The following is a 19,538-nucleotide window of genomic DNA, read 5'->3' on the forward strand; positions in this document are numbered from 1 at the left end:
CAACGGCAGTGCCCCCGCCCCGTCAAGACCGGGCCGCCCGCTACCGGTAGGTGAGGTGCTCGGCCTCGAGGTGCGGGTGCTCGTTGAAGGTCAGCAGCCGCGCCCCGGTGGAGCCGACGACGACCCGGGTGACCGCCGAGTTCACGAGCACCGTGTTGAACCGGCTCCACAGCCGGGCGTACGTCGCGTCGTCGGCACCCGGATCGACGAGGTCGGCGCACACCGCGGCGATCGGCCCCCCGGAGCTGACCACGACGACGGACCCACCCGGACCCGCCTCCCCGGCGGCCACCCGGAACGCGGAGCGCACCCGGCCGCGGAACGCCGGCCACGGCTCGGCGTACTCGCGGTCGTGGCCGCCCCCGGACCAGCGCGCGGTCGCGAGCTCGAAGACCCGCTGGAACTCGCGCCGGTCCAGCTCGCCCTCCGGGACGTCGGGGTAGGCCGCGACGACGCTGAGGTGGTCGAACTCGTCCCACCCGGGGTCGACGGCGGCCTCCGGCCAGTCGCTGCTCGCCGCCATGGCCTCCGCCGTCTCGCGGTGCCGCCGCATCCCGCCGCGGATCACCGCCGTCGGCGCGAGCGCGCGCTCGCGCAGCCAGCCGCCGAGCAGGCGACCCTGTGTCCACCCGGCCTCGGAGAGCACGTCGTAGTCGTCGGAGCCGAACGACGCCTGCCCGTGCCGGACGAGGAGCACCACACCCATGCGCGCAGGCTAGTGCCGCGCGTCGGAAGTTTCTGTGCGCTTCGCGCACACATGGCACGCGCTCTGCTACGTTGCCGAAGCTCGCGAGACGGGCGGGTATGGCGTCGCTCCGGCGCCTTGCAGCGCACGCACCCTGAGCACGCCAACCGTTCAACAACATCCGACGCACGACACTAGAGGACCTCAATTCGTGCCATTCCCCGGCCCGGCCCGGCGGTCTAGCGTGAAAGATCGCTCAGATGCAGGAGGGAGGCCCCTCATGTTCATCCAGATCATCGAGGGAAGGTGCACGCGGCACGACGAGCTCCGCGCGGTCCTCGACCGCTGGCCGACCGAGCTCGGGCCGGGTGCGGAGGGCTGGCTCGGCGGCACGTACGGCTTCACCGACGACGACCTGTTCGTCGCCGTGGTCCGTTTCGAGGACCGGGCGCACGCCATGGCCAACTCGCAGCGGCCCGAGCAGGGAAGATGGGCGGAGGAGATGATGTCGCTCTTCGCCGGCCCGGTGGAGTTCCACGACTGCGACGACGTGACGCTGCTCTTCGACGGCGGCTCGGACGACGCCGGGTTCGTCCAGGTGATCCGCGGCAAGGTCGACGACCCGGCCCGGCTGCGGGCGCTGATGACCTCCGACCCCACCGAGCTGAAGCGGATGCGTCCGGAGATCATCGGCGCGACCCTCGCCATCGAGCCGGACGGCACGTTCACCGAGACGGTCGCGTTCACCGACGAGGCGAGCGCGCGTCGCGGCGAGACGCAGGAGCCGCCGGCCGACGTCCGCGCCGAGCTCGCGTACGTCATGGAGGGTGCGACGTTCCACGACCTGCACCGACCCTGGTTCACCTCGCACTGACCCACCACGACGCCGACCCGCCCGAAAGTTTCGGGCGGGTCGGCGTTGGCGGCGGCTCAGGCGGGGAACGAGCCGCCGGACGCGGCCAGGTCGCGCAACCAGGCGGACGGGCGGAACCGGTCGCCGTACGCATCGGCGAGCTCGTCGGCGCGGGCGACGAAGGCGCCGAGGCCGACCTGGCCGGCGGCGTTCTCGTAGCCCTGCATGAACTGCGCGGCGCCGCCGGTCATCGCCGGGAAGCCGATGCCCATGATCGAGCCGATGTTGGCCGCGGCCGCCGACTCGATGACGCCCTCCTCGAAGCACTTCGCGGTCTCGATCGCCTCGGCGAAGAGCATCCGGTCCTTCATGTCGGCGAAGGGGACGGCGTCGTTGATCGGGAACTGCTCGGCCAGGCCCGACCACACGCTGCCGCGCTTGCCGTCGGCGTACTCGTAGAAGCCGGCACCCTTCAGGCGCGAGGGGCGGCCGAGCTCGATCATCCTCTCGACGACCAGCGTGCCCGGGTGCGGCTCGTAGTCGACGCCGTCGCGCTCGGCGGCGTCCTTGGTCGCCCTGCCGATCTTGGCCATCAGCTCCATGTTGAGCTCGTCGGTGAGCTGCAGCGGGCCGACCGGGTAGCCGGCCTGGGTCGCGGCCCGCTCGATGGAGTAGGGCCGCTGGCCCTCGGCGACCATCGCCAGGCCCTCGTTGACCATCGTGCCGATGACCCGCGAGGTGTAGAAGCCGCGGCTGTCGTTGACGACGATCGGCGTCTTCCTGATCTGCTGCACGACGTCGTACGCCTTGGCCAGGGCGACGTCGGAGGTCTCCTTGCCCTTGATGATCTCGACGAGCGGCATCTTGTCGACGGGGCTGAAGAAGTGCAGGCCGATGAAGTCGGCGGGACGGTCGACGCCGGTCGCCAGCTCGGTGATCGGCAGCGTCGAGGTGTTGGAGCACAGCAGCGCGTCGTCGTTGACGTACGGCGCGATCTCGGCGAAGACCTGCTGCTTGAGCGAGGGGTCCTCGAAGACCGCCTCGATGACCAGGTCGCAGCCGGCCAGGTCGGCCGGGTCGGCGGTCGGCGTGATCCGGTCCAGCAGCTCCTGGCTCTTCTCCTCGGTGAGCCTGCCGCGGCCGATGGCCTTTGCGTTGAGGCCCTCGGAGTAGGCCTTGCCCTTGGCCGCCGACTCGGCCGAGACGTCCTTGAGCACGACCTGCATGCCGGCGCGGGCGCAGGAGTAGGCGATGCCGGCGCCCATCATGCCGGCGCCGAGCACGCCCACCTTCGTGGCGGTGTACGGCTCGATGCCCTGCGGGCGGAGCTTGCCGGCGTTGATCGCCTGCAGGTCGAAGAAGAACGCCTGGATCATGTTCTTCGAGCCCTGGTTGACGATCAGGCTGGTCAGGTAGCGCGACTCGATGCGCGACGCGGTGTCGAAGTCGACGCTCGCGCCCTCGACCGCGGCCGACAGGATCGCGCGCGGGGCCTGGTAGACCGCGCCCTTGGTCTGCTTGCGCAGCAGCGCCGGGAACGCCGGGAGGAACGCCGCGAGCGCCGGGGTCTTCGGCGTGCCGCCGGGCATCTTGTAGCCTGGCTTGTCCCAGGGGTTCTGCGCCTCGTCGGCGTTGGCCTTGATCCACGCCTTCGCGGCCGGGACCAGGTCGTCGCGGGTCGCGACCAGCTCGTCGACGAGCCCCTTCTCCTTGGCCTTGTCCGGCGAGAACTGGGTGCCCGGGAGCAGCACGTCCATCAGGCCCTGCTGGAGGCCGAGCAGGCGTACGACGCGCGTCACGCCGCCGCCGCCGGGCAGCAGGCCCAGCGTCGACTCCGGCAGGCCGATCTTGACCGAGCGGTCGTCGACCGCGATGCGGTGGTTGCAGGCCAGGCAGATCTCGTAGCCGCCGCCGAGCGCGGCGCCGTTGATCGCGGCGACGACGGGGCGCGGGTAGAGCTCGAGCCGGCGCAGGCCGGCCTTGACGGCCTCGCCCATCGCGAAGACCGAGGCGGCGTCGTCCCTGGTCGCCTGCACCATGTTCTTGAGGTTGCCGCCGGCGAAGAAGGTCTTCTTCGCGCTGGCGATCACGACACCGGTGACGCTCTCCTGCTCGTCGTACAGGCGGGCGACGGCGGCGGCCATCGACTCCTGGTAGAGCTCGTTCATCGTGTTGGCGCTGGCGGTCGGGTCGTCGAGCGTGAGGGTGACGATGCCCTCGGCGTCCTTCTCGTAGTGGACCGCGGTCTGCTGCTGAGTGGTGCTCATCGGATTCCTGTCTGGGAGACGGTGGTTGAGGAGGGCGTCCTGCGCCCGTCTCGAAACCACCGGGGTGTCTGGAGTTCTCTGGTTGCCGCCGTCTTCCGGCTCACAGTCGGAGCGCGAGTCACGGCTGTGCCAGGCTCAGACGACCTCGACGATCGTGGCGATGCCCATGCCGCCGCCGACGCAGAGCGTGGCGAGGCCGCGGCGCAGGTCGCGCCGCTGGAGCTCGTCGACGAGGGTGCCGAGGATCATCGCGCCGGTCGCGCCGAGCGGGTGGCCCATCGCGATCGCGCCGCCGTTGACGTTGGTGATCTCGTGGCCGATGCCCAGGTCGCGCATGAACCGCATCGCGACGGCGGCGAACGCTTCGTTGATCTCGAAGAGGTCGATGTCGCCGACCTCGAGGCCGGCCCTGGCGAGCGCCTTGCGCGCGGCCGGGGCGGGGCCGGTGAGCATGATGGTCGGGTCGGCGCCGGACACCGCGGTCGCGAGCACCCGCGCCCGCGGGGTGAGGCCGAGCTGGCTCCCGATCTCCTCGGTGCCGATCGCCATCAGCGCGGCCCCGTCGACGATCCCCGAGCTGTTGCCGGCGTGGTGGACGTGGTCGATCTTCTCGACCCAGTGGTACTTCTCGAGCGCCACGTCGTCGAAGCCGGCGTCGGCGCCGATCTGGGCGAAGCTCGGCTTGAGGCCGGCAAGACCCTCCACGGTCGTGTCGGGCCGGATCAGCTCGTCGTGGTCGAGGACCGTCAGGCCGTTGAGGTCCTTGACCGGGATGACCGATCCGGAGAAGTAGCCGTTGGCCCAGGCCTTGGCCGCGCGGTGGTTGGACTCCGCGGCGTACGCGTCGACGTCCTCGCGGCCCCACCCCTCGAGGGTCGCGATCAGGTCGGCGCCGATGCCCTGCGGCACGAAGCCGGTGGCGAGGGCCGTGGCGGGGTCGGAGGCCCAGGCGCCGCCGTCGGAGCCCATCGGCACCCGGCTCATCGACTCGACGCCGCCGGCGAGGATCAGGTCCTCGAAGCCACCCCGGACGCGGGACGCCGCCTGGTTGACCGCCTCGAGGCCGGAGGCGCAGAAGCGGTTGAGCTGCACGCCTGCGACGGTCTCGGGGTAGCCGGCCTTGAGGGCGGCGGTCTTGGCGATGTCGCCGCCCTGCTCCCCGATCGGAGAGACCACGCCGAGGACGACGTCGTCGACGCGCTCGGGGTCCAGGCCCGGGTTGCGCCCCTTGATCTCGTCGAGGAGTCCGACGACCAGGTCGACCGGCTTCACCTCGTGCAGCGTGCCCGCCGCCTTGCCCTTGCCGCGCGGCGTACGAATGTGGTCATACACGAATGCTTCAGCCATGACGTCCTACTCCGTGAGGGGGAACGAACCTGCTCGATTGTGACACTATTACTGTCACCGTCAAGGCGGCGAGGCCTGTGGCACAGTTCACGCGATCCGTGGGCTCGAAGGGAAGGCACGAATGGACGAGAGCGTCGAGTCGCTGCGCGAGCTGCTGACCCTCGACGAGCTGACCGACCGGGTCGGCATGAGCGTGCGCAACATCCGCTTCTACACGACCAAGGGCCTCGTGCCGCCGCCGATCCGGCGCGGCCGCTCGGGCTATTACAGCTCCGACCACGTCGCCCGGCTCGAGCTGGTGCAGGAGCTCCAGGCGCACGGCTTCACCCTCGCGGCGATCGAGAAGTACGTCGCCCGCATCCCGATCGACGCCACCCCCGAGGACATCGCGCTGCACCGCACGATGCTCGCTCCCTGGCAGGCAGACCTCCCCGTCGAGATGTCGCGCGCCGAGCTGGACCGTCGTACCAACCGCACGCTCAGCGACGACGACCTCGCCACCCTCAACGCGCTCGGTATCGTCTTCCCGGCGAAGCGCGACCGCTACGAGGTCGCGGTCTCCCAACTCTCGGTCGGCCTCGCCCTGCTCGACCTGGGCTTCCCGGTCGAGGCCGCTGTCGCCGCCGCGGACGTGTACGCCGAGCACGGCCGCCAGATCGCCAAGGAGCTCAACGAGCTGTTCCGCACCATGGTGTGGCCGGTCTACAAGGAGGCCGGCGCCTCCACCGAGACCCTGCGCCGGGTCGTCGAGAGCCTCAAGCCGCTGTCGATCGCCAGCCTGGTCGCGGCGTACGAGACCGCCATGGACGAGACTCGCCGCGAGGACATCGAGCGGCGTACGCGCTAGGGAAGGCGTCCACGCCACGGGTGAACCCGCCGCCGGTCGGCCGCAGCGTCTCCCCCGCCTGGACGGAGAAGGACTGGCCGCGGTCGCCGCTCAGCCTGCGACCGGGGCCGGCACGGTCGGAGGCGTCGTCGGCCTGGGCAGGACCAGCGGTCGCCATCAGTCCGGAGCCGGGCATGGCCACTGGACAGAGCACGGCGGCCGAGCGCGACAGACGCATGCAGGACCTCGGCAACGGGGACGGGGACGGGCACACGACCCCTCATCGACCCGGGAGGCGCAGGTGCAGGTACTGGTCACCGGAGCGACCGGCTTCGTCGGCAGTCGGGTGGTGCCGGCACTGCTCGACCAGGGACACGCGGTCCGCGCGATGACCCGCCACCCCGACCGGTACGACGGCCGGGGCGACCCGGTCTTCGGCGACGTCGCCGACCCCGGCACCCTGGCCGAGGCCCTGGCGGACGTGGACGTCGCGGTCTACCTCGTGCACTCGCTGGACGACGACGACTTCGAGCGCAAGGACGCGGAGGCCGCGCGCGGCTTCGGCCTCGCGGCCGCGGCCACCGGCGTCCGGCAGATCGTCTACCTCGGCGGACTCGGCAAGGACGGCGGCGACCTCTCGCCGCACCTGCGCTCGCGCCGCGAGCTCGAGCGGATCCTGGGCGAGGCCGGCGTCCCGGTCACCACCCTGCGCGCCGCGATCGTCGTCGGGGCCGGCGGCATCTCCTGGGAGATCACCCGGCAACTGGTGAAGAACCTGCCGGCGATGGTCGTGCCCACGTGGGCCACGACCCGCACGCAGCCGATCGCGCTCGACGACGTCGTGCGCTACCTCGTGGGCGTCGTCGGGGTCGAGGACGCGTACGGGCGCGTCTTCGAGGTCGGCGGTCCGGAGGTACTCAGCTACGTCGAGATGCTCCAGCTGGCGAGCGAGCAGATGAACGGGCGGCGGGTGCCGATCCGGACCGTGCCGGTGCTCACCCCGCAGCTCTCGTCCCACTGGATCTCACTGGTCACCGACGTCGACACGACCACGGGTCGCAACCTCATCGAGTCGATGTCGACCGAGGTGATCGTCACCGACCACGCGATCCGCGACCTGGTGCCGGACGAGCCGATGACGTACGCCGAGGCGGTGCGCCGCGCGCTAGAAGAGGACGGGTAGCGCGAGGATCATCACGATCGACCAGGTCGCGTGCACGACGGCCGGGGCGACCACCCCGCCCGAGCGCTGCCGGACCAGGCCTGCCACGGCGCCCAGGAGCGCCGCGGCGAGCACCAGCATCGCGTTGCCGGTCGCGAGGGTCACGACGGTGTAGAGCAGCGTCGCGGTGACGACCGGTCGGGGGACGACGTCGTAGAGCGCACCGCGGAAGAAGACCTCCTCCGCCACGCCGGTGACGACCGCGACCAGCGCGACCGCGAGGCCCGAGCCGCGCTCGGCGTACTCCGTCACCGAGGCCACCAGGTCGTCGAGCGCGGGGATCTCGCGGACCACGACGGCCCCGGCGACGAAGAGGACGCCGAGACCGAGACCGACCAGGAGCGGTCGCCACGGGGAGGGGTCCCCGAGCGGCACCGGTCCGGCCAGCACGGCGCCGAGCGCCCAGACCGCGGCGAGCCCGAGCGCGGCCGGGTAGAACCAGGTGCTGCCGGGCTCGGTGCGGAAGGAGACACCGAGCATCAGGGTGCCGAGGACGACGAGACCGCCGACGACCTGGCGTCGGCGGCGGTCCTCCGTCACGGCGAGACGCTACCCCGGGGGTCTACCTGCGCAGCCCGTCCTTGACGTCCTTGACGGCGTCCTTGACGTGCTCGCCGGCCTGCTTGGCCTTGCTCTCGGTCTGCTCGGCACGGCCCTCGGCCTCGAGGTCGCGGTCGCCGGACGCGCGCCCGGCCGACTCCTTGCCCTCGCCCTTGAGCTCGTCGAGCTTGTTCTCGGCCTTGTCCTTGAGTCCCATGGTCGCCTCCTCCGGTGTGTGCCTGAGCAGTGACCGATGGGCCAGCCGCACAAACCTCAGGACGTCGGTCGGGAGACGCGCCCGCGACCACCCCGACCACCGCGGCGCCGACCGTTGCCGCCCGGACGGCCGGACTGTCCCGACCGCGGGGGACGCGGCCTCGAGCGCTGCTGCGGCTGGGCGGGGGCCTCGACGACCAGACCGCCGGGCACGAGCACCCGCTCGCCCGGGGCGAGGGTCGCGAGCACCGGGTGCGTCGAGCCGGCGACCTTCGTCGTGGTGGGCTTGATCCCGGCGGCGCGGGTCAGGCTGCGCACCTCGCGCACCTGCTCGTCGGTCATCAGGGTGACCACGGTGCCGCGGGCCCCGGCTCGCGCGGTACGCCCCGAGCGGTGCAGGTAGGCCTTGTGCTCGACCGGCGGGTCGGCGTGCACGACCAGCGCGACGTCGTCGACGTGGATGCCGCGGGCCGCGATGTCGGTGGCGACCAGGGTGCTGGCACGGCCGGAGTGGAAGGCGTCCATGTTGCGGGTGCGGGCGCCCTGGCTGAGGTTGCCGTGGAGCTCGACGGAGGGCACGCCGGCGCGGTTGAGCTGGCGGGTCAGCGCCTTGGCGCCGTACTTGGTCCGGGTGAAGACGACCGTGCGCCCCGGTGCGCTGGTCAGGTCGACCAGGACGTCGACGCGGTGCTCGCGGGCGACGTGGAGGACGTGGTGGTCCATCGTCGCGACCGGCGACTGCACCGAGTCCGCCTCGTGGGTCACCGGGTTGCGCAGGTAGCGCTTGACGAGCACGTCGATCGCCTTGTCGAGCGTGGCCGAGAACAGCAGGCGCTGGCTCTCGCGCGGCGTGCGGTCGAGGAGGCGACGGACCGCGGGCAGGAAGCCGAGGTCTGCCATGTGGTCGGCCTCGTCGAGCACGGTGATCTCGACGGCGCCGAGGTCGCAGTGGCCCTGACCGATCAGGTCCTCGAGGCGACCGGGGCAGGCGAGCACGATGTCGGCACCGGCTCGCAGGCCCTGCACCTGCGGGTTCTGGCCGACGCCGCCGAAGACGGTGCGGGTGCGCAGGCCGGCCGCCTCGGCGAGCGGCTTGAGGGAGCTCTCGATCTGGGCGACGAGCTCGCGGGTGGGAGCGAGCACCAGCGCCCGCGGCCTGCGGGACTGTGCTGGCCTCCCACCGGAGAGCCGGGCGACCAGCGGGAGCAGGAAGGCGTAGGTCTTGCCCGAGCCGGTGCGGCCCCGGCCGAGGACGTCGCGGCCGGCGAGCGAGTCGGGCAGCGTCGCGGCCTGGATGGGCGTGGGGGTGGTGATGCCGAGGTCGGCGAGCACGGTGGACAGGTCTGCGGGCACGCCGAGCTCGGCGAAGCCCGCAGCGGAGGCTGCAGAGGACAAGGGAGGTTCACTCACTGCTGGGGGTGTCTCGCCAGCATGGATCCCGAGAGGCACGGAGCCGTGGCGCCCGAGGCAAGACGGAACGGGCTGCGCGGCACAGCCTACGGCGCCGAGCGGCGCAACCCCGCATCGCGGCCTACGTGAACTGCAGCACCCCGTCGTCGACGGGCCGGTGGTTGATGGCGCGGACGTCGCGCAGGTAGTTCTGTCGCAGCTTCCACGGCTCCCGGTCGCCCTGCTGCGGCAGCGCGTCCAGCGCCCGCAGGATGTAGCCGGAGCTGAAGTCGATCAGCCGCTCGGTGCCGACCGACGGGTCGCGGGGCGCCACGACCCGGCGTACGCCGGTGCGGTCCATGTGGGTGAGCAGCCGGCAGACGAAGTCGGCGACCAGGTCGGCCTTGAGGGTCCAGGACGCGTTGGTGTAGCCGATCGTGAAGGCGAAGTTGGGCACGTCGCTGAGCATCAGGGCGCGGTAGGTCATCGTCTCGTGCATCTTCACCGGGGTGCCGTCGACCGTCAGCTCGACCCCGCCCATCGCCTTGAGCGTGAGGCCGGTCGCGCTGACGACGACGTCGGCGTCGAGCTCCTCGCCCGAGCGGAGCCGGATGCCGCTCTCGGTGAACGTGTCGACGTGGTCGGTGACGACCGACGCCCTCCCGCTGCGGAGCGTCTTGAAGAGATCACCATCGGGGACGAAGCAGAGCCGCTGGTCCCACGGGTTGTAGGCGGGCTTGAAGTGCGTGTCGACGTCGACCTCGCGCGGCAGCTGGCGGATCGCCTGCTTGCGGATCATGCCGCGCACCTTGTCGGGCCAGCGGCGCGCGGCCTGGAAGAAGAGGGTGGCGACGAGGATCGCCTTCCACCGGACGATCGGGTAGGAGATCTTCGCCGGCAGCCGGCTCAACCGCTTGGCGACCGGGTCGTCGCCGGGCAGCGAGAGGACGTACGTCGGGGACCGCTGCAGCATCGTCACGTGGCCGGCGCCGGCCTCGGCCATCGCCGGCACGAGCGTCACCGCCGTGGCGCCGGAGCCGATGACGACGACCCGCTTGCCGGCGTAGTCGAGGTCCTCGGGCCAGTGCTGGGGGTGCACCACCGTGCCGCCGAAGCGGTCGAGACCCGGGAAGTCGGGCGCGAACCCCTTGTCGTAGTCGTAGTAGCCGCCGCACCCCCACAGGAAGTCGGTCGTCATGGTGTGTGTCTCGCCGTCGCGGTCGATCTCGACGGTCCAGCGGGCGGTCGCGGTGTCCCAGCTCGCGGCGACGACGCGGTGGCGGTAGCGGATCAGCCGGTCGACGCCGTACTCCTCGGCGACGGCGCGCAGGTAGCGCAGGATCGACGGGCCGTCGGCGAGGGCGCGGGCGCCGACCCAGGGCCGCCAGCGGAAGCCGAAGGTGAACATGTCGGAGTCGGAGCGGATGCCCGGGTAGCGGAAGAGGTCCCAGGTGCCGCCGCTCGCCTCGCGCGCCTCGAGGACGGCCACGCTGCGGCCGGGGTGCTCCGTGCGCAGGCGACAGGCGGCGCCGATGCCGGAGAGCCCGGCACCCACGATGAGGACGTCGACGTGCTCGGTCATGGCGGTCACCCTACTGAATATCTGTCAACAAGAGAAGAGCTCGACGAACCTCGCCAGCATCCGGGGCGGGTGCTCGACGTGGCTCGACCGCGCCATCGCCATGAGGGCGTCGGCCTCGGGAGGATCGAAGTAGCCGTGGTGCCGGTAGGTGTCGATGCGCAGCACCAGCCCGTCGATGTCGAGCTCGGGGTGGAACTGCGTCGCATAGACGTGCTGCCCGATGCGGAAGGCGTGCACCGGGCAGTCCGCGCTCGACGCCAGCAGGACCGCGCCGTCGGGCAGCCGCCGGACCGCCTCCTTGTGCCCGAGGAAGGCGTCGAACGCCGGCGGCATCGTGCCCAGCAGCGGATCGGCGCGACCCTCGGCGGTGAGCGTGATCAGGCGCGACGAGATCGGCTCGGCGTACGTGCGGTCGACGATGCCGTTGCGCAGGGTCCCCAGGACGCCGACGCCGTAGCACGCACCGAGGAACGGGAAGTCGACCTCGACCGCCCGGACCGCCAGCTCGTGCAGCTCGCCCTCGGCTCGGCGCTGCGCGGCGCTCTTGGACTCCTCGGGGTCGCTGACGTTGAACGGGCCACCGCCGAGGATCACGCCCGACCAGTCGCCGAGCTCGACGGGTCCGAGCGCGTCGCGCTCGAGCCGGACTCGGCGTACGTCGCGCTCGTCGAGCCCCGAGCAGCGGAGCACCGCGGCGTACTCGCTGTCCGCCGCGGCGTCCTCGGCGCGGGTGCCGATGAACAGGAAGGGCTTCATCCGGCGTCTCCGCGCAATCGTGGACCGGAGGAGCGAAGCGGGGGAAGCCCGCGAGGTCGTGAGGTGGTCATGCCTGCACGGCTGCTCCGCTCTCGATGAGTGCGTCGACGTCGTCGATGCCCCACGCGGCCAGGGCGGCGCGGGTGCTGTCGCCGGCGCTCTCGGCGACCCGACCGATGGTCGCCTCGGTGCGCGAGAAGCGCGGCGCGGGTGCGGGCTGGACGTGGCCGTCCTTCTCGACGAACGTGCCCCGCGCCTTGAGGTGGGGGTGCTCGAACGCCTCGGTGATCGGGATGATCCCGGCGACGCAGGCGTCGGTGCCCTCGAAGACCTCGATCCACTCGCGTTGTGTCCTCTGCAGGAACGCGTCGGCGATCAGGGCCCTGAGCTTGTCGTTGTTGCCCGGGTCGTAGCGGTCCGGCGCGGAGTCCACGATGCCGAGCAGCTCCACGAACGCGTCGTAGAACTGCGGCTCCAGGGCGCCGACCGACATGTGCCGGCCGTCGGCGGTCTCGTAGACGTCGTAGTAGGCCACGCCGCCGTCGAGCAGGTTGGCCGCGCGCTCCTCCCGGTAGCCGCCCGACGCGAGGAACGCCGCGGTCATCGCGTTGAGGTGGGCGGTGCCGTCGACGATCGCCGCGTCGACGACCTGGCCCTTGCCGCTGACCTTCGCCTCGAGGAGGGCGGCGAGGACGCCGATGACGAGGTACGTCGACCCGCCGCCGAAGTCGCCGACCAGGTTGGTCGGGAAGTGCGGTCGCTCCTTGTCCTGGCCCAGGCCGAAGAGCGTGCCGGTGATGGCGATGTAGTTCATGTCGTGGCCGGCCGCCTGGGCGAGCGGACCGTGCTGGCCCCACCCGGTCATCCGCGCGTAGACGAGCCTCTCGTTGAGGGCCCGCAGGTCGTCGGGGCCGAGCCCGAGGCGCTCCATGACGCCGGGCCGCATGCCCTCGACGACGACGTCGGCGTCCTCGACCAGGCGCTTGACCGTGCTGATCGCGTCCGGGGTCTTGAGGTCGAGCGCGACGCTCGGGCGGCCGCGGTTGATCAGCATGTGGCTGCCCCCGCCCGCCAGCGCCTGGCCGCCCGGCCGCTCCACACGGATCACGTCGGCCCCGAGGTCGGCCAGGATCATGCACGCGTGCGGGCCCGGCCCGATCCCGGCGATCTCGACGACCTTCACGCCCTTGAGCGGCCCGGTGCCCTGTCCCAGCTCGTATGTCTCCGCCATGCCTCGCATCATGACAGAAGTGCTGTCACGGTTGGGGTTGGTGCGAGGCGGACGCGGGTGGCGGTGGGTGTCTTCCCTCGGGCGGCGGTGGGTACGGCTCGGTTTGCAGGGCTTCAAACCGAGCCGTACCCACCGCCGCCTGCTGTCATAGGAGCCACCCTCCATCCACAGGCGGGGTTGCGACCGGACCATCCACCGATGGCGTTGCTCGCCCTCGGGCAGCGGGGCGATCGCCGGTGCACTGACGCCATGAGGCCGATGCCCGACTCCCTGCCGTCCCGACCCTTCACCCGCTCCGAGGCACTGGCCCTCGGCGTGACGAAGAAGATGCTCGAAGGACGACGGTTCGTCCGCATCTACCCTCGGGTGTTCCGATCCGCCGACCACGAGATGACCACCGACGACTGGGTCACCGCAGCGCGCCTGGCCCTTCCGGACACCGCCCAGCTCACCGGCATCAGTCGACTTCAGGCGCTCGGGCTCGACTACGGACCGCGACTCCCGGTCAGGTTGGTCATCGAGGGCGAGCTGCACCTCGCGTTCGAGAACGTCTTCCTCCATCGCACCAAGCGGCTGCCGCCGACCGACCATGTCGGCGTGACGGTCGAGGCGGCGTACGTCTCCTACTGCTCTCGCGCCCGCGTCATCGATGCGATCAAGGTCGGTGACTGGCTGCTCCGCAGCAACAACGCGACCATCGAGAGCATCCGCACCTTCGCGCTCTCCTGCCTCTGGCGCGACGGCGCCGACGAGGCGATCTGGATCCTCGACCACCTCGACGGGCGGTCCCGGTCGCTCATGGAGAGCGAGATGCGCGCGATCCTCACCTTCGCCGGCCTGCCTCGGCCCGAGATCAACGTCGCCGTCGACGTGGGTGAGGACGTCGAGGTGATCAGCGACGTCGTGTACCGCCGATGGTCGACCGTGGTGGAGTACGAAGGCAGTCAGCACCAGGAGGACCGCGCCGTCTACAACGCCGACATCGACCGCTACGGCCTGATCCGTGACTCCGAGCACCGCTACGTCCAAGTGACCAAGGAGCGGATCCGCCAACCGCGAATCATGGTGGGCATGGTCTATCGCGCTCTGCTCAGGGGCGGGTACGATGGCCCGCCCCCCGGGTTCGGCGTCCGGTGGCAGTTGCTGTTCCGGTCCGTCTCCGTGGCCGTCGGTCCCCGCAAGGATCGGGAACGCCGGCCGGCGGTGGGTTAGGCACCGTTTCAGGCACCGCAAACCGAGCCATATCCACCGCCGACCTGGCTCGGCCCCCCGGCGGTGGATCCGGCTCGATGCCGGACACCACGAACCGAGCCATACCCACCGCCGGCCGTCCAGCCCACCGCCACCCGGCTCAGGTCGGCAGCACTCGCCGCAGGAACTGCCGGGTCCGCTCCTCGGTCGGCGAGCTGAAGATCTGCGACGGCGGTCCCTGCTCGAGGATCCGGCCGCGGTCGAGGAAGCAGACCGACGTGGCGACGTCGCGGGCGAAGGCCATCTCGTGGGTCGCGATCACCATGGTCATGCCGGCCTCGGCCTCGGCCCTCACGATCGACAGCACCTCGCCAACGAGCTCGGGGTCGAGGGCGGCGGTGATCTCGTCGAGAAGCAGCAGCGTGGGCGAGGTGCACAGCGCGCGGACGAGCGCGGCGCGCTGCTGCTGCCCGCCCGACATCTGGTCGGGGTGCTTGGCGGCGTGCTCCGCCAGCCCGAACCGCTCGAGCAACGACAGCGCGCGCGACTCCGCCTCCGCCCGGGAGACGCCGTGCACCCGGCGCGGCGCCAGCGTGCAGTTGTCGAGGACGGTCAGGTGCGGGAAGAGGTTGTAGGCCTGGAACACCATGCCGATCCGCGACCGCACCGCGCGCGGGTCGACCCGCGGGTCGGAGATCTCGCGGCTCTCGAAGGCGATGATGCCGTCGTCGATCTCCTCGAGCAGGTTCAGGCAGCGCAGCAGCGTCGACTTGCCCGAGCCCGACGACCCGATCAGGCAGATCACGTCGTGGGGCTCCACGGTCAGCGAGACGTCGTCGAGCACGACGCGATCGCCGTACGACTTCCGCAGCCCGGACACCGACAGGAGGCTCGCCGTCTGACCGCTCACAGCGCACCCGCCAGCTCGCGCCGCCGCATCCGCGCGGTCAGCCAGTCACACAGCCGCGCCAGCGGCACGGTCATCGCGATGAAGAACCCGGCGACCACGAGGTACGGCGTGAAGTTGAAGTTGTAGAGCGTGTAGTCGCGGGCGGTGGCGACCGCCTCGAAGACACCGGCCGCCGACGCGAGCGCAGTGTCCTTCTGCAGGGACACGAAGTCGTTGAGCAGCGGGGGTACGACGCGGCGCACCGCCTGCGGGACGATCACGTGCCGCAGCGCCTGACCGCGGGAGAGCCCCAGGGCCTGCGCACTCGACCACTGCGAGGGGTGCACCGACTCGATGCCGGAGCGGAACACCTCGGCGACGTACGCGCTGTAGGAGACGATCAGCGCCGCCGTCGCCCAGAAGAAGGGGCTGTTGGAGAGGCCCTGCAGCTGCAGCGCGGGCATCCCGAACGCGAAGAGGTAGACCAGCAGGATCGTGGGGATGCCACGCACGACGTCGGTGTAGACGACCGCGGTCACGCGCAGCGGCATCAGCCACGGGGAGCGACTGACCCGCGCCATCGCGATCAGCATCGCGATGACCAGGATGAACGCCTCGGCGATCAGGAACATCTTGATGTTGAGCCAGATGGCGTCCCGGATGTCGGGGAAGGACGCCTTCGCGTCGGGCCAGCTGAGGAAGTTCTCCTTGACCGTCTCCCAGCCGGGCGACTGCGTGACGGCGAAGCCGATCGCGACGAACACCCCGACGGTCATCGCCGTCGCGATCGCCGCCGAACGGGTGCGGAGCCGGCTCCGCACCCGCCGACGGTCGAGCTCGTGCTGGCTGGGAGACCAGTCGCTCACTGGAGCTCGGGGACGTTCACCACGTCGGAGAGCCACTGCTTCTCGATCTGGTCGAGGGTGCCGTCCTCGCGCAGGGCCGCGAGCGCGTCGTTGACGCACGCGACCAGCCCGCTGCCCTTCTCGAAGAGCATGCCGAACTCCTCCTGCTCACCGGTGTCCGGCTGGAACTGCCCGACGATCGCGCTCTTCGGGATCTCCACCGCGGAGATGTAGAACGCCGTGGGAAGGTCGGCGAGGATCGCGTCGACCTGGTCGTTCTGCAGCGCGTTCTTGGCGGCGTTGGTGTCCTCGAAGACGGCGGGGTCCGTCTCCGGCCGGATCACGTCGCGGATCGCGGTCAGCGAGGTCGTGCCCGTCTGGGCGCCGAGGCGCAGGCCCTTGAGGTCGGCGAGGCTGGCGGCCTCGGCCCCGGCGGTGCCCGTGAGCGCGATCACGGCCTGCGCGGCGGAGTAGTAGCCGTCGGAGAAGTCGACGACCTCCGCCCGCTCGGGGGTGATCGAGATCTGGTTGATGTCGAAGTCGAAGTCCTTCGGCCCGGGCGCGTAGGACTTGTTGAACGGGACCTTGACCCACGTCACCTGGTCCTCGCCGAAGCCGAGCTCTCCCGCCACGGCGTAGGCGACCGCCGCCTCGAAGCCCTCGCCGTTGCTCGGGTCGTTGTCCACGAACCACGGCTCGTACGCCGGGGAGTCGGTGCCCACCGTGAGCTGTCCGGCCGTCTTCAGCGGCAGCGAGTCGGTGGCGCAGGCGTCGGCGTTGCTCGAGTCGGTCGCCTCGACAGCCGTCGACGACTCGCCGTCGGACTCGGGCGCGCACGCGGCGGCGGCAAGGACGAAGGGGACGACGGCCGCGACGGCCAGGGATCGACGTACACGCATGGAGGAAGCGTAGAGCCGGAGTCAGTGGTGGTGCTGGGCATCGTGCATCTGGTGGACCACGGCGTGACCGCGGCCACGCCCGATCATCCAGTGGTTCACCGGCACGGTGACGACGAAGGCGACCGCGAGCGCCACCACGAGCGAACCCCAGAACAGTGCGTCGGCGAGTCCGGCGTCGAGCGCGCCCGGCACGGCCAGCATGAAGCCGTTGTCGACGATCTCCATCACGAGGATCGAGACGGTGTCGGCGGCCAGGGCCACCCGGATCGCGGCGCGTACGTCGACACCGGCACGCCGCTGCCCCGTGAAGGTCAGGAGGTAGCCGAAGAAGAACGCGAGCACGATCGACAACGCGATGCTCCCGGTGTTGTGCCAGCCCCACCAGGTGGCCAGCACCATGCCCAGCACCTCGCCGATCGCGCAGCCGGTCAGGCAGTGCCGCGTCGCCGTCACCGCCATCCGCCACGAGGAGTCCATACGATCGAGGCTATGCGGGTCGTCGCGATCGTGCTCGCCGTCGTGGTCCTCGGCGGCTGCTCCGGGGACCCGGTCGAGCCCCGACAACCCGTGTCGACCACCCCGGCGCCCACGACCGCCCCCACGACTGCGCCGCCCTCCGGGACCGCGACCCCGGCGCCGCCCGCCCGCTTCGACGCGACCCGGGCGATGCGCACCGTGCGCCACCTGGCCGGGAGGATCGGGCCGCGGCTCGCGACCGGGCCGGCCTTCCGCGAGGCGGCAGCCTGGGTCGCGGACGGCCTCGCGGCGCAGGGGTACGCCGTGCGACGCCAGTCGTTCCCGCTCCCGGCCGGTGACTCGTGGGGGGTGCCGGTCCGCGCCGGTCGGTCGAGCAACGTGATCGCCACGCCTCGAGACTTCGACCCGGTCGCGCCGTACGCGCTGGTCGGCGCGCACCTCGACACCGTCGCCGTCGCTCCGGGCGCCGAGGACAACGCGTCGGGCGTGGCCGTGCTGCTGGAGCTGGCCCGGGTCCTGGGCGGCACCGGCCAGGTGGTGCTCGTGGCGTTCGGCGGCGAGGAGCCGCGCGGACCGGGCGAGCTCCACCACTTCGGCTCGAAGAGGTACGTCGCCGCGCTGGCGCCCGCCGTCGGCCGGCAGCTGCGCGCCATGGTCTCCCTCGACCGGGTCGGCGTCGGGAGCGTCGTCCCGCTGTCGTCGGTCGAGGGCACGCCGAGCGCGCTGCGCGACCGGCTGGCCCGGGTGGCCGAGCGGGAGGGCATCCCCACCGTCGTCGAGACGGACTCGGCGAGCGACCACGAGTCGTTCGCGGACGCCGGATTCGTCGCGGCGCGGATCGGCAGCACGCCGTACGCCGGCTACCACTCGGCCGCGGACGCGCCCGCGGTCGTCGACCCGGCGCAGCTGCGTCGGGTCGGCCGGCTGCTCACGGCCTGGGTCAGCGCGGCGCTGCGAGCGAGCTGAGCTCCCAGAACGGGTCGAGGATGCTTCCCGCCTTCTCCCGCGGGACCGGCCGCGGCGCGAGGTCGGCGTCCATCCGGTAGGGCACGAAGTTGGCCGCCATCAGCCGCCCACCCCAGAACGTCGCCTCCAGCACCAGCCCCTCACGGGTCTGCGGGGTCGTCATGTCGAAGGTGAAGTTGCCGAGCGAGTGCACGACGAGGGTGTCGTCGACCGGTCCGCGCACCAGCTCGGCTCCCTGCACCCAGTGCGGGTGGCCGCCGACGACGAGGTCGGCGCCGGCCCCCGCCAGCTGTCGCGCGACCCGGTGCTGGATCGGCTCGGGCCGGTGGGTGTACTGGGTCCCCCAGTGCGGCAGCACCACGACGACGTCGACCCGCCGCGACAGCCGTCGTACGTCGCCCAGGAACCGGTCGAGCTCGGCCCGGTCGAGCGGGCCGGTGCGCGGCGGCATGCTCACCGACACGGCACCCGGCCGCCCGGGTCCCGCCTCGGGGGTCTCGCCGATCGCGTTGAACCCGAGGAAGCCGAAGCGGACGCCGTCGCGCTCCAGCACCACGGGCTTCCGCGCCCGGGCGAGGTCGCGGCCCGCGCCGAACGTCGGCAGGTCGCCCTCGCGCAGCAGCCGGACGGTGTCGACGAGTGCGCGGTCGCCGTAGTCGCCGGTGTGGTTGTTGGCCAGGTCGATCGCGTCGAACCCGGCGTCGCGCAGCTCGCCACGCACCGACGGCGGCGCGTGGAACGAGTCGCCGCCCTGCCTCGGCGGGCCGTCGTCGGAGAGCGTGCTCTCCAGGTTGCCGACGGTGAGCTCGGCGTCGGCCAGGCGTCCCGACATCGGCTCCAGCACCGGCAGCCCGGTGACGCCGCGGCCGAGCATGACGTCGCCGACGACGGTCAGCGTGGTCACCTCCGCCGGCGTCGGTCCGGCGACCTGGAGCGGGTACGCCGCGGGGTCGCGCAGCGGGTCGACCCCGTCGACGGTGGCCACCCGTACGGCGGGACCGACCGCGGCGGATGAGACGACGGCGACCGTGTCCATCGGCAGGTGTCGCAGCCCGACGGTCCGCTCGGTGGTGCGCAAGGGCCCGGCGGGCTGGCCGAGCCGCCGCCAGTCGTCGATCGCGCCGCGCCGCAGCCGGCGGGCCTGCTCGAGCGTCAGGGCGAGCGCCGGCCGCCGCGCGTTGACCGCGAGCACCAGGGGACGGGTGGAGGGCGCCACGCTGTCGGAGGGCGACGACGAGGGCACCTCGGTGATCGCCCGGTCGACCGGCTCGGGCTCGGCGTCGTCGGTGCAGCCCGCGAGCGCGAGCACCAGCACGCACCCCACCAGGAGCCTCATGAGGACAAGGGTAGGTTGCCT

19 protein-coding genes are annotated in these 19,538 nt (G+C 71.7%); 5 read left to right on the forward strand and 14 right to left on the reverse strand.

The window, feature by feature from the left end; genetic code table 11:
- Positions 1–40: 40 nt before the first annotated feature.
- Positions 41–706: a histidine phosphatase family protein gene (locus PZ894_RS12255; RefSeq protein ID WP_275745113.1), complete on the reverse strand. Its 666-nt coding sequence runs from the start codon at positions 704–706 to the stop codon at positions 41–43.
- 259 nt (positions 707–965) lie between these two features.
- On the opposite strand from PZ894_RS12255, the gene PZ894_RS12260 reads away from it, so the two are divergent.
- Positions 966–1,559, forward strand: coding sequence for a hypothetical protein (locus PZ894_RS12260; protein ID WP_275745114.1), 594 nt, complete (start codon positions 966–968; stop codon positions 1,557–1,559).
- Between the two features lie 56 nt (positions 1,560–1,615).
- Here PZ894_RS12260 and PZ894_RS12265 read toward each other — a convergent pair whose 3' ends face one another.
- Positions 1,616–3,805 carry a 3-hydroxyacyl-CoA dehydrogenase NAD-binding domain-containing protein gene (locus PZ894_RS12265; protein WP_275745115.1) on the reverse strand — a complete coding sequence of 730 codons (2,190 nt, stop codon included), beginning with the start codon at positions 3,803–3,805 and terminating at the stop codon, positions 1,616–1,618.
- Positions 3,806–3,940: 135 nt separating this feature from the next.
- On the reverse strand, positions 3,941–5,152 hold the full coding sequence (locus PZ894_RS12270; RefSeq protein WP_275745116.1) for an acetyl-CoA C-acetyltransferase: 1,212 nt from the start codon (positions 5,150–5,152) through the stop codon (positions 3,941–3,943).
- 121 nt (positions 5,153–5,273) lie between these two features.
- Between PZ894_RS12270 and PZ894_RS12275 the strand changes: the two genes are divergently transcribed.
- Positions 5,274–5,999, forward strand: coding sequence for a MerR family transcriptional regulator (locus tag PZ894_RS12275; RefSeq protein WP_275745117.1), 726 nt, complete (start codon positions 5,274–5,276; stop codon positions 5,997–5,999).
- Positions 6,000–6,279: 280 nt separating this feature from the next.
- A complete protein-coding gene (locus PZ894_RS12280; protein WP_275745118.1) occupies positions 6,280–7,161 on the forward strand; it encodes an NAD(P)H-binding protein in 882 nt (293 codons plus the stop codon).
- On the opposite strand, the gene PZ894_RS12285 is transcribed toward PZ894_RS12280, so the two are convergent.
- The 6 genes from PZ894_RS12285 to PZ894_RS12310 all read right to left on the reverse strand — a co-directional run bounded on the left by PZ894_RS12285 (position 7,144) and on the right by PZ894_RS12310 (position 12,914).
- Positions 7,144–7,740 carry a CPBP family glutamic-type intramembrane protease gene (locus PZ894_RS12285; RefSeq protein WP_275745119.1) on the reverse strand — a complete coding sequence of 199 codons (597 nt, stop codon included), beginning with the start codon at positions 7,738–7,740 and terminating at the stop codon, positions 7,144–7,146. The two genes, PZ894_RS12280 and PZ894_RS12285, sit on opposite strands and share 18 nt — an antisense overlap.
- Positions 7,741–7,762: 22 nt before the next feature.
- The gene (locus PZ894_RS12290; protein WP_275745120.1) at positions 7,763–7,957 is read right to left on the reverse strand and encodes a CsbD family protein; all 195 of its coding nucleotides are present in this window, start codon (positions 7,955–7,957) and stop codon (positions 7,763–7,765) included.
- A 56-nt stretch (positions 7,958–8,013) separates the two neighbouring features.
- Positions 8,014–9,351 carry a DEAD/DEAH box helicase gene (locus PZ894_RS12295; RefSeq protein WP_275745121.1) on the reverse strand — a complete coding sequence of 446 codons (1,338 nt, stop codon included), beginning with the start codon at positions 9,349–9,351 and terminating at the stop codon, positions 8,014–8,016.
- A 136-nt stretch (positions 9,352–9,487) separates the two neighbouring features.
- Positions 9,488–10,927 (reverse strand): NAD(P)/FAD-dependent oxidoreductase, encoded by a 1,440-nt coding sequence (locus PZ894_RS12300; RefSeq protein ID WP_275745122.1) that lies wholly within the window; start codon positions 10,925–10,927, stop codon positions 9,488–9,490.
- Between the two features lie 24 nt (positions 10,928–10,951).
- On the reverse strand, positions 10,952–11,683 hold the full coding sequence (locus PZ894_RS12305; protein ID WP_275745123.1) for a glutamine amidotransferase: 732 nt from the start codon (positions 11,681–11,683) through the stop codon (positions 10,952–10,954).
- Between the two features lie 67 nt (positions 11,684–11,750).
- Positions 11,751–12,914, reverse strand: coding sequence for a CaiB/BaiF CoA-transferase family protein (locus PZ894_RS12310; protein ID WP_275745124.1), 1,164 nt, complete (start codon positions 12,912–12,914; stop codon positions 11,751–11,753).
- A gap of 249 nt (positions 12,915–13,163) precedes the next feature.
- Between PZ894_RS12310 and PZ894_RS12315 the strand changes: the two genes are divergently transcribed.
- On the forward strand, positions 13,164–14,126 hold the full coding sequence (locus PZ894_RS12315; protein ID WP_275745125.1) for a hypothetical protein: 963 nt from the start codon (positions 13,164–13,166) through the stop codon (positions 14,124–14,126).
- Between the two features lie 139 nt (positions 14,127–14,265).
- On the opposite strand, the gene PZ894_RS12320 is transcribed toward PZ894_RS12315, so the two are convergent.
- Genes PZ894_RS12320 through PZ894_RS12335 form a run of 4 tightly spaced genes read right to left on the reverse strand, consistent with a single transcriptional unit; the run spans position 14,266 to position 17,215 of the window.
- Positions 14,266–14,985 carry an amino acid ABC transporter ATP-binding protein gene (locus PZ894_RS12320; RefSeq protein WP_275745126.1) on the reverse strand — a complete coding sequence of 240 codons (720 nt, stop codon included), beginning with the start codon at positions 14,983–14,985 and terminating at the stop codon, positions 14,266–14,268.
- A 26-nt stretch (positions 14,986–15,011) separates the two neighbouring features.
- Positions 15,012–15,860: an amino acid ABC transporter permease gene (locus PZ894_RS12325; RefSeq protein ID WP_275745127.1), complete on the reverse strand. Its 849-nt coding sequence runs from the start codon at positions 15,858–15,860 to the stop codon at positions 15,012–15,014.
- The gene (locus tag PZ894_RS12330; protein ID WP_275745128.1) at positions 15,857–16,738 is read right to left on the reverse strand and encodes an ABC transporter substrate-binding protein; all 882 of its coding nucleotides are present in this window, start codon (positions 16,736–16,738) and stop codon (positions 15,857–15,859) included. The genes PZ894_RS12325 and PZ894_RS12330 overlap by 4 nt, the downstream gene beginning before the upstream one ends.
- 21 nt (positions 16,739–16,759) lie before the next feature.
- Positions 16,760–17,215 (reverse strand): DUF4396 domain-containing protein, encoded by a 456-nt coding sequence (locus PZ894_RS12335; protein ID WP_275745130.1) that lies wholly within the window; start codon positions 17,213–17,215, stop codon positions 16,760–16,762.
- Positions 17,216–17,227: 12 nt separating this feature from the next.
- On the opposite strand from PZ894_RS12335, the gene PZ894_RS12340 reads away from it, so the two are divergent.
- Positions 17,228–18,181: a M28 family peptidase gene (locus PZ894_RS12340; RefSeq protein WP_275745131.1), complete on the forward strand. Its 954-nt coding sequence runs from the start codon at positions 17,228–17,230 to the stop codon at positions 18,179–18,181.
- On the opposite strand, the gene PZ894_RS12345 is transcribed toward PZ894_RS12340, so the two are convergent.
- Positions 18,156–19,517 (reverse strand): CapA family protein, encoded by a 1,362-nt coding sequence (locus tag PZ894_RS12345; protein WP_275745132.1) that lies wholly within the window; start codon positions 19,515–19,517, stop codon positions 18,156–18,158. The two genes, PZ894_RS12340 and PZ894_RS12345, sit on opposite strands and share 26 nt — an antisense overlap.
- Positions 19,518–19,538: the final 21 nt, after the last annotated feature.

The sequence above is a fragment of the Nocardioides sp. YIM 152315 genome, from assembly GCF_029210375.1.
Taxonomy (GTDB): Bacteria; Actinomycetota; Actinomycetes; order Propionibacteriales; family Nocardioidaceae; genus Nocardioides.

Bases quoted from the DNA above. Each gene is read 5' to 3' on its own strand.
- PZ894_RS12255 (WP_275745113.1), bottom strand. From the start codon at position 706: ATGGGTGTGGTGCTCCTCGTCCGGCACGGGCAGGCGTCGTTCGGCTCC.
- PZ894_RS12260 (WP_275745114.1), top strand. From the start codon at position 966: ATGTTCATCCAGATCATCGAGGGAAGGTGCACGCGGCACGACGAGCTC.
- PZ894_RS12265 (WP_275745115.1), bottom strand. From the start codon at position 3,805: ATGAGCACCACTCAGCAGCAGACCGCGGTCCACTACGAGAAGGACGCC.
- PZ894_RS12270 (WP_275745116.1), bottom strand. From the start codon at position 5,152: ATGGCTGAAGCATTCGTGTATGACCACATTCGTACGCCGCGCGGCAAG.
- PZ894_RS12275 (WP_275745117.1), top strand. From the start codon at position 5,274: ATGGACGAGAGCGTCGAGTCGCTGCGCGAGCTGCTGACCCTCGACGAG.
- PZ894_RS12290 (WP_275745120.1), bottom strand. From the start codon at position 7,957: ATGGGACTCAAGGACAAGGCCGAGAACAAGCTCGACGAGCTCAAGGGC.
- PZ894_RS12300 (WP_275745122.1), bottom strand. From the start codon at position 10,927: ATGACCGAGCACGTCGACGTCCTCATCGTGGGTGCCGGGCTCTCCGGC.
- PZ894_RS12305 (WP_275745123.1), bottom strand. From the start codon at position 11,683: ATGAAGCCCTTCCTGTTCATCGGCACCCGCGCCGAGGACGCCGCGGCG.
- PZ894_RS12310 (WP_275745124.1), bottom strand. From the start codon at position 12,914: ATGGCGGAGACATACGAGCTGGGACAGGGCACCGGGCCGCTCAAGGGC.
- PZ894_RS12315 (WP_275745125.1), top strand. From the start codon at position 13,164: ATGAGGCCGATGCCCGACTCCCTGCCGTCCCGACCCTTCACCCGCTCC.
- PZ894_RS12330 (WP_275745128.1), bottom strand. From the start codon at position 16,738: ATGCGTGTACGTCGATCCCTGGCCGTCGCGGCCGTCGTCCCCTTCGTC.
- PZ894_RS12335 (WP_275745130.1), bottom strand. From the start codon at position 17,215: ATGGACTCCTCGTGGCGGATGGCGGTGACGGCGACGCGGCACTGCCTG.
- PZ894_RS12340 (WP_275745131.1), top strand. From the start codon at position 17,228: ATGCGGGTCGTCGCGATCGTGCTCGCCGTCGTGGTCCTCGGCGGCTGC.
- PZ894_RS12345 (WP_275745132.1), bottom strand. From the start codon at position 19,517: ATGAGGCTCCTGGTGGGGTGCGTGCTGGTGCTCGCGCTCGCGGGCTGC.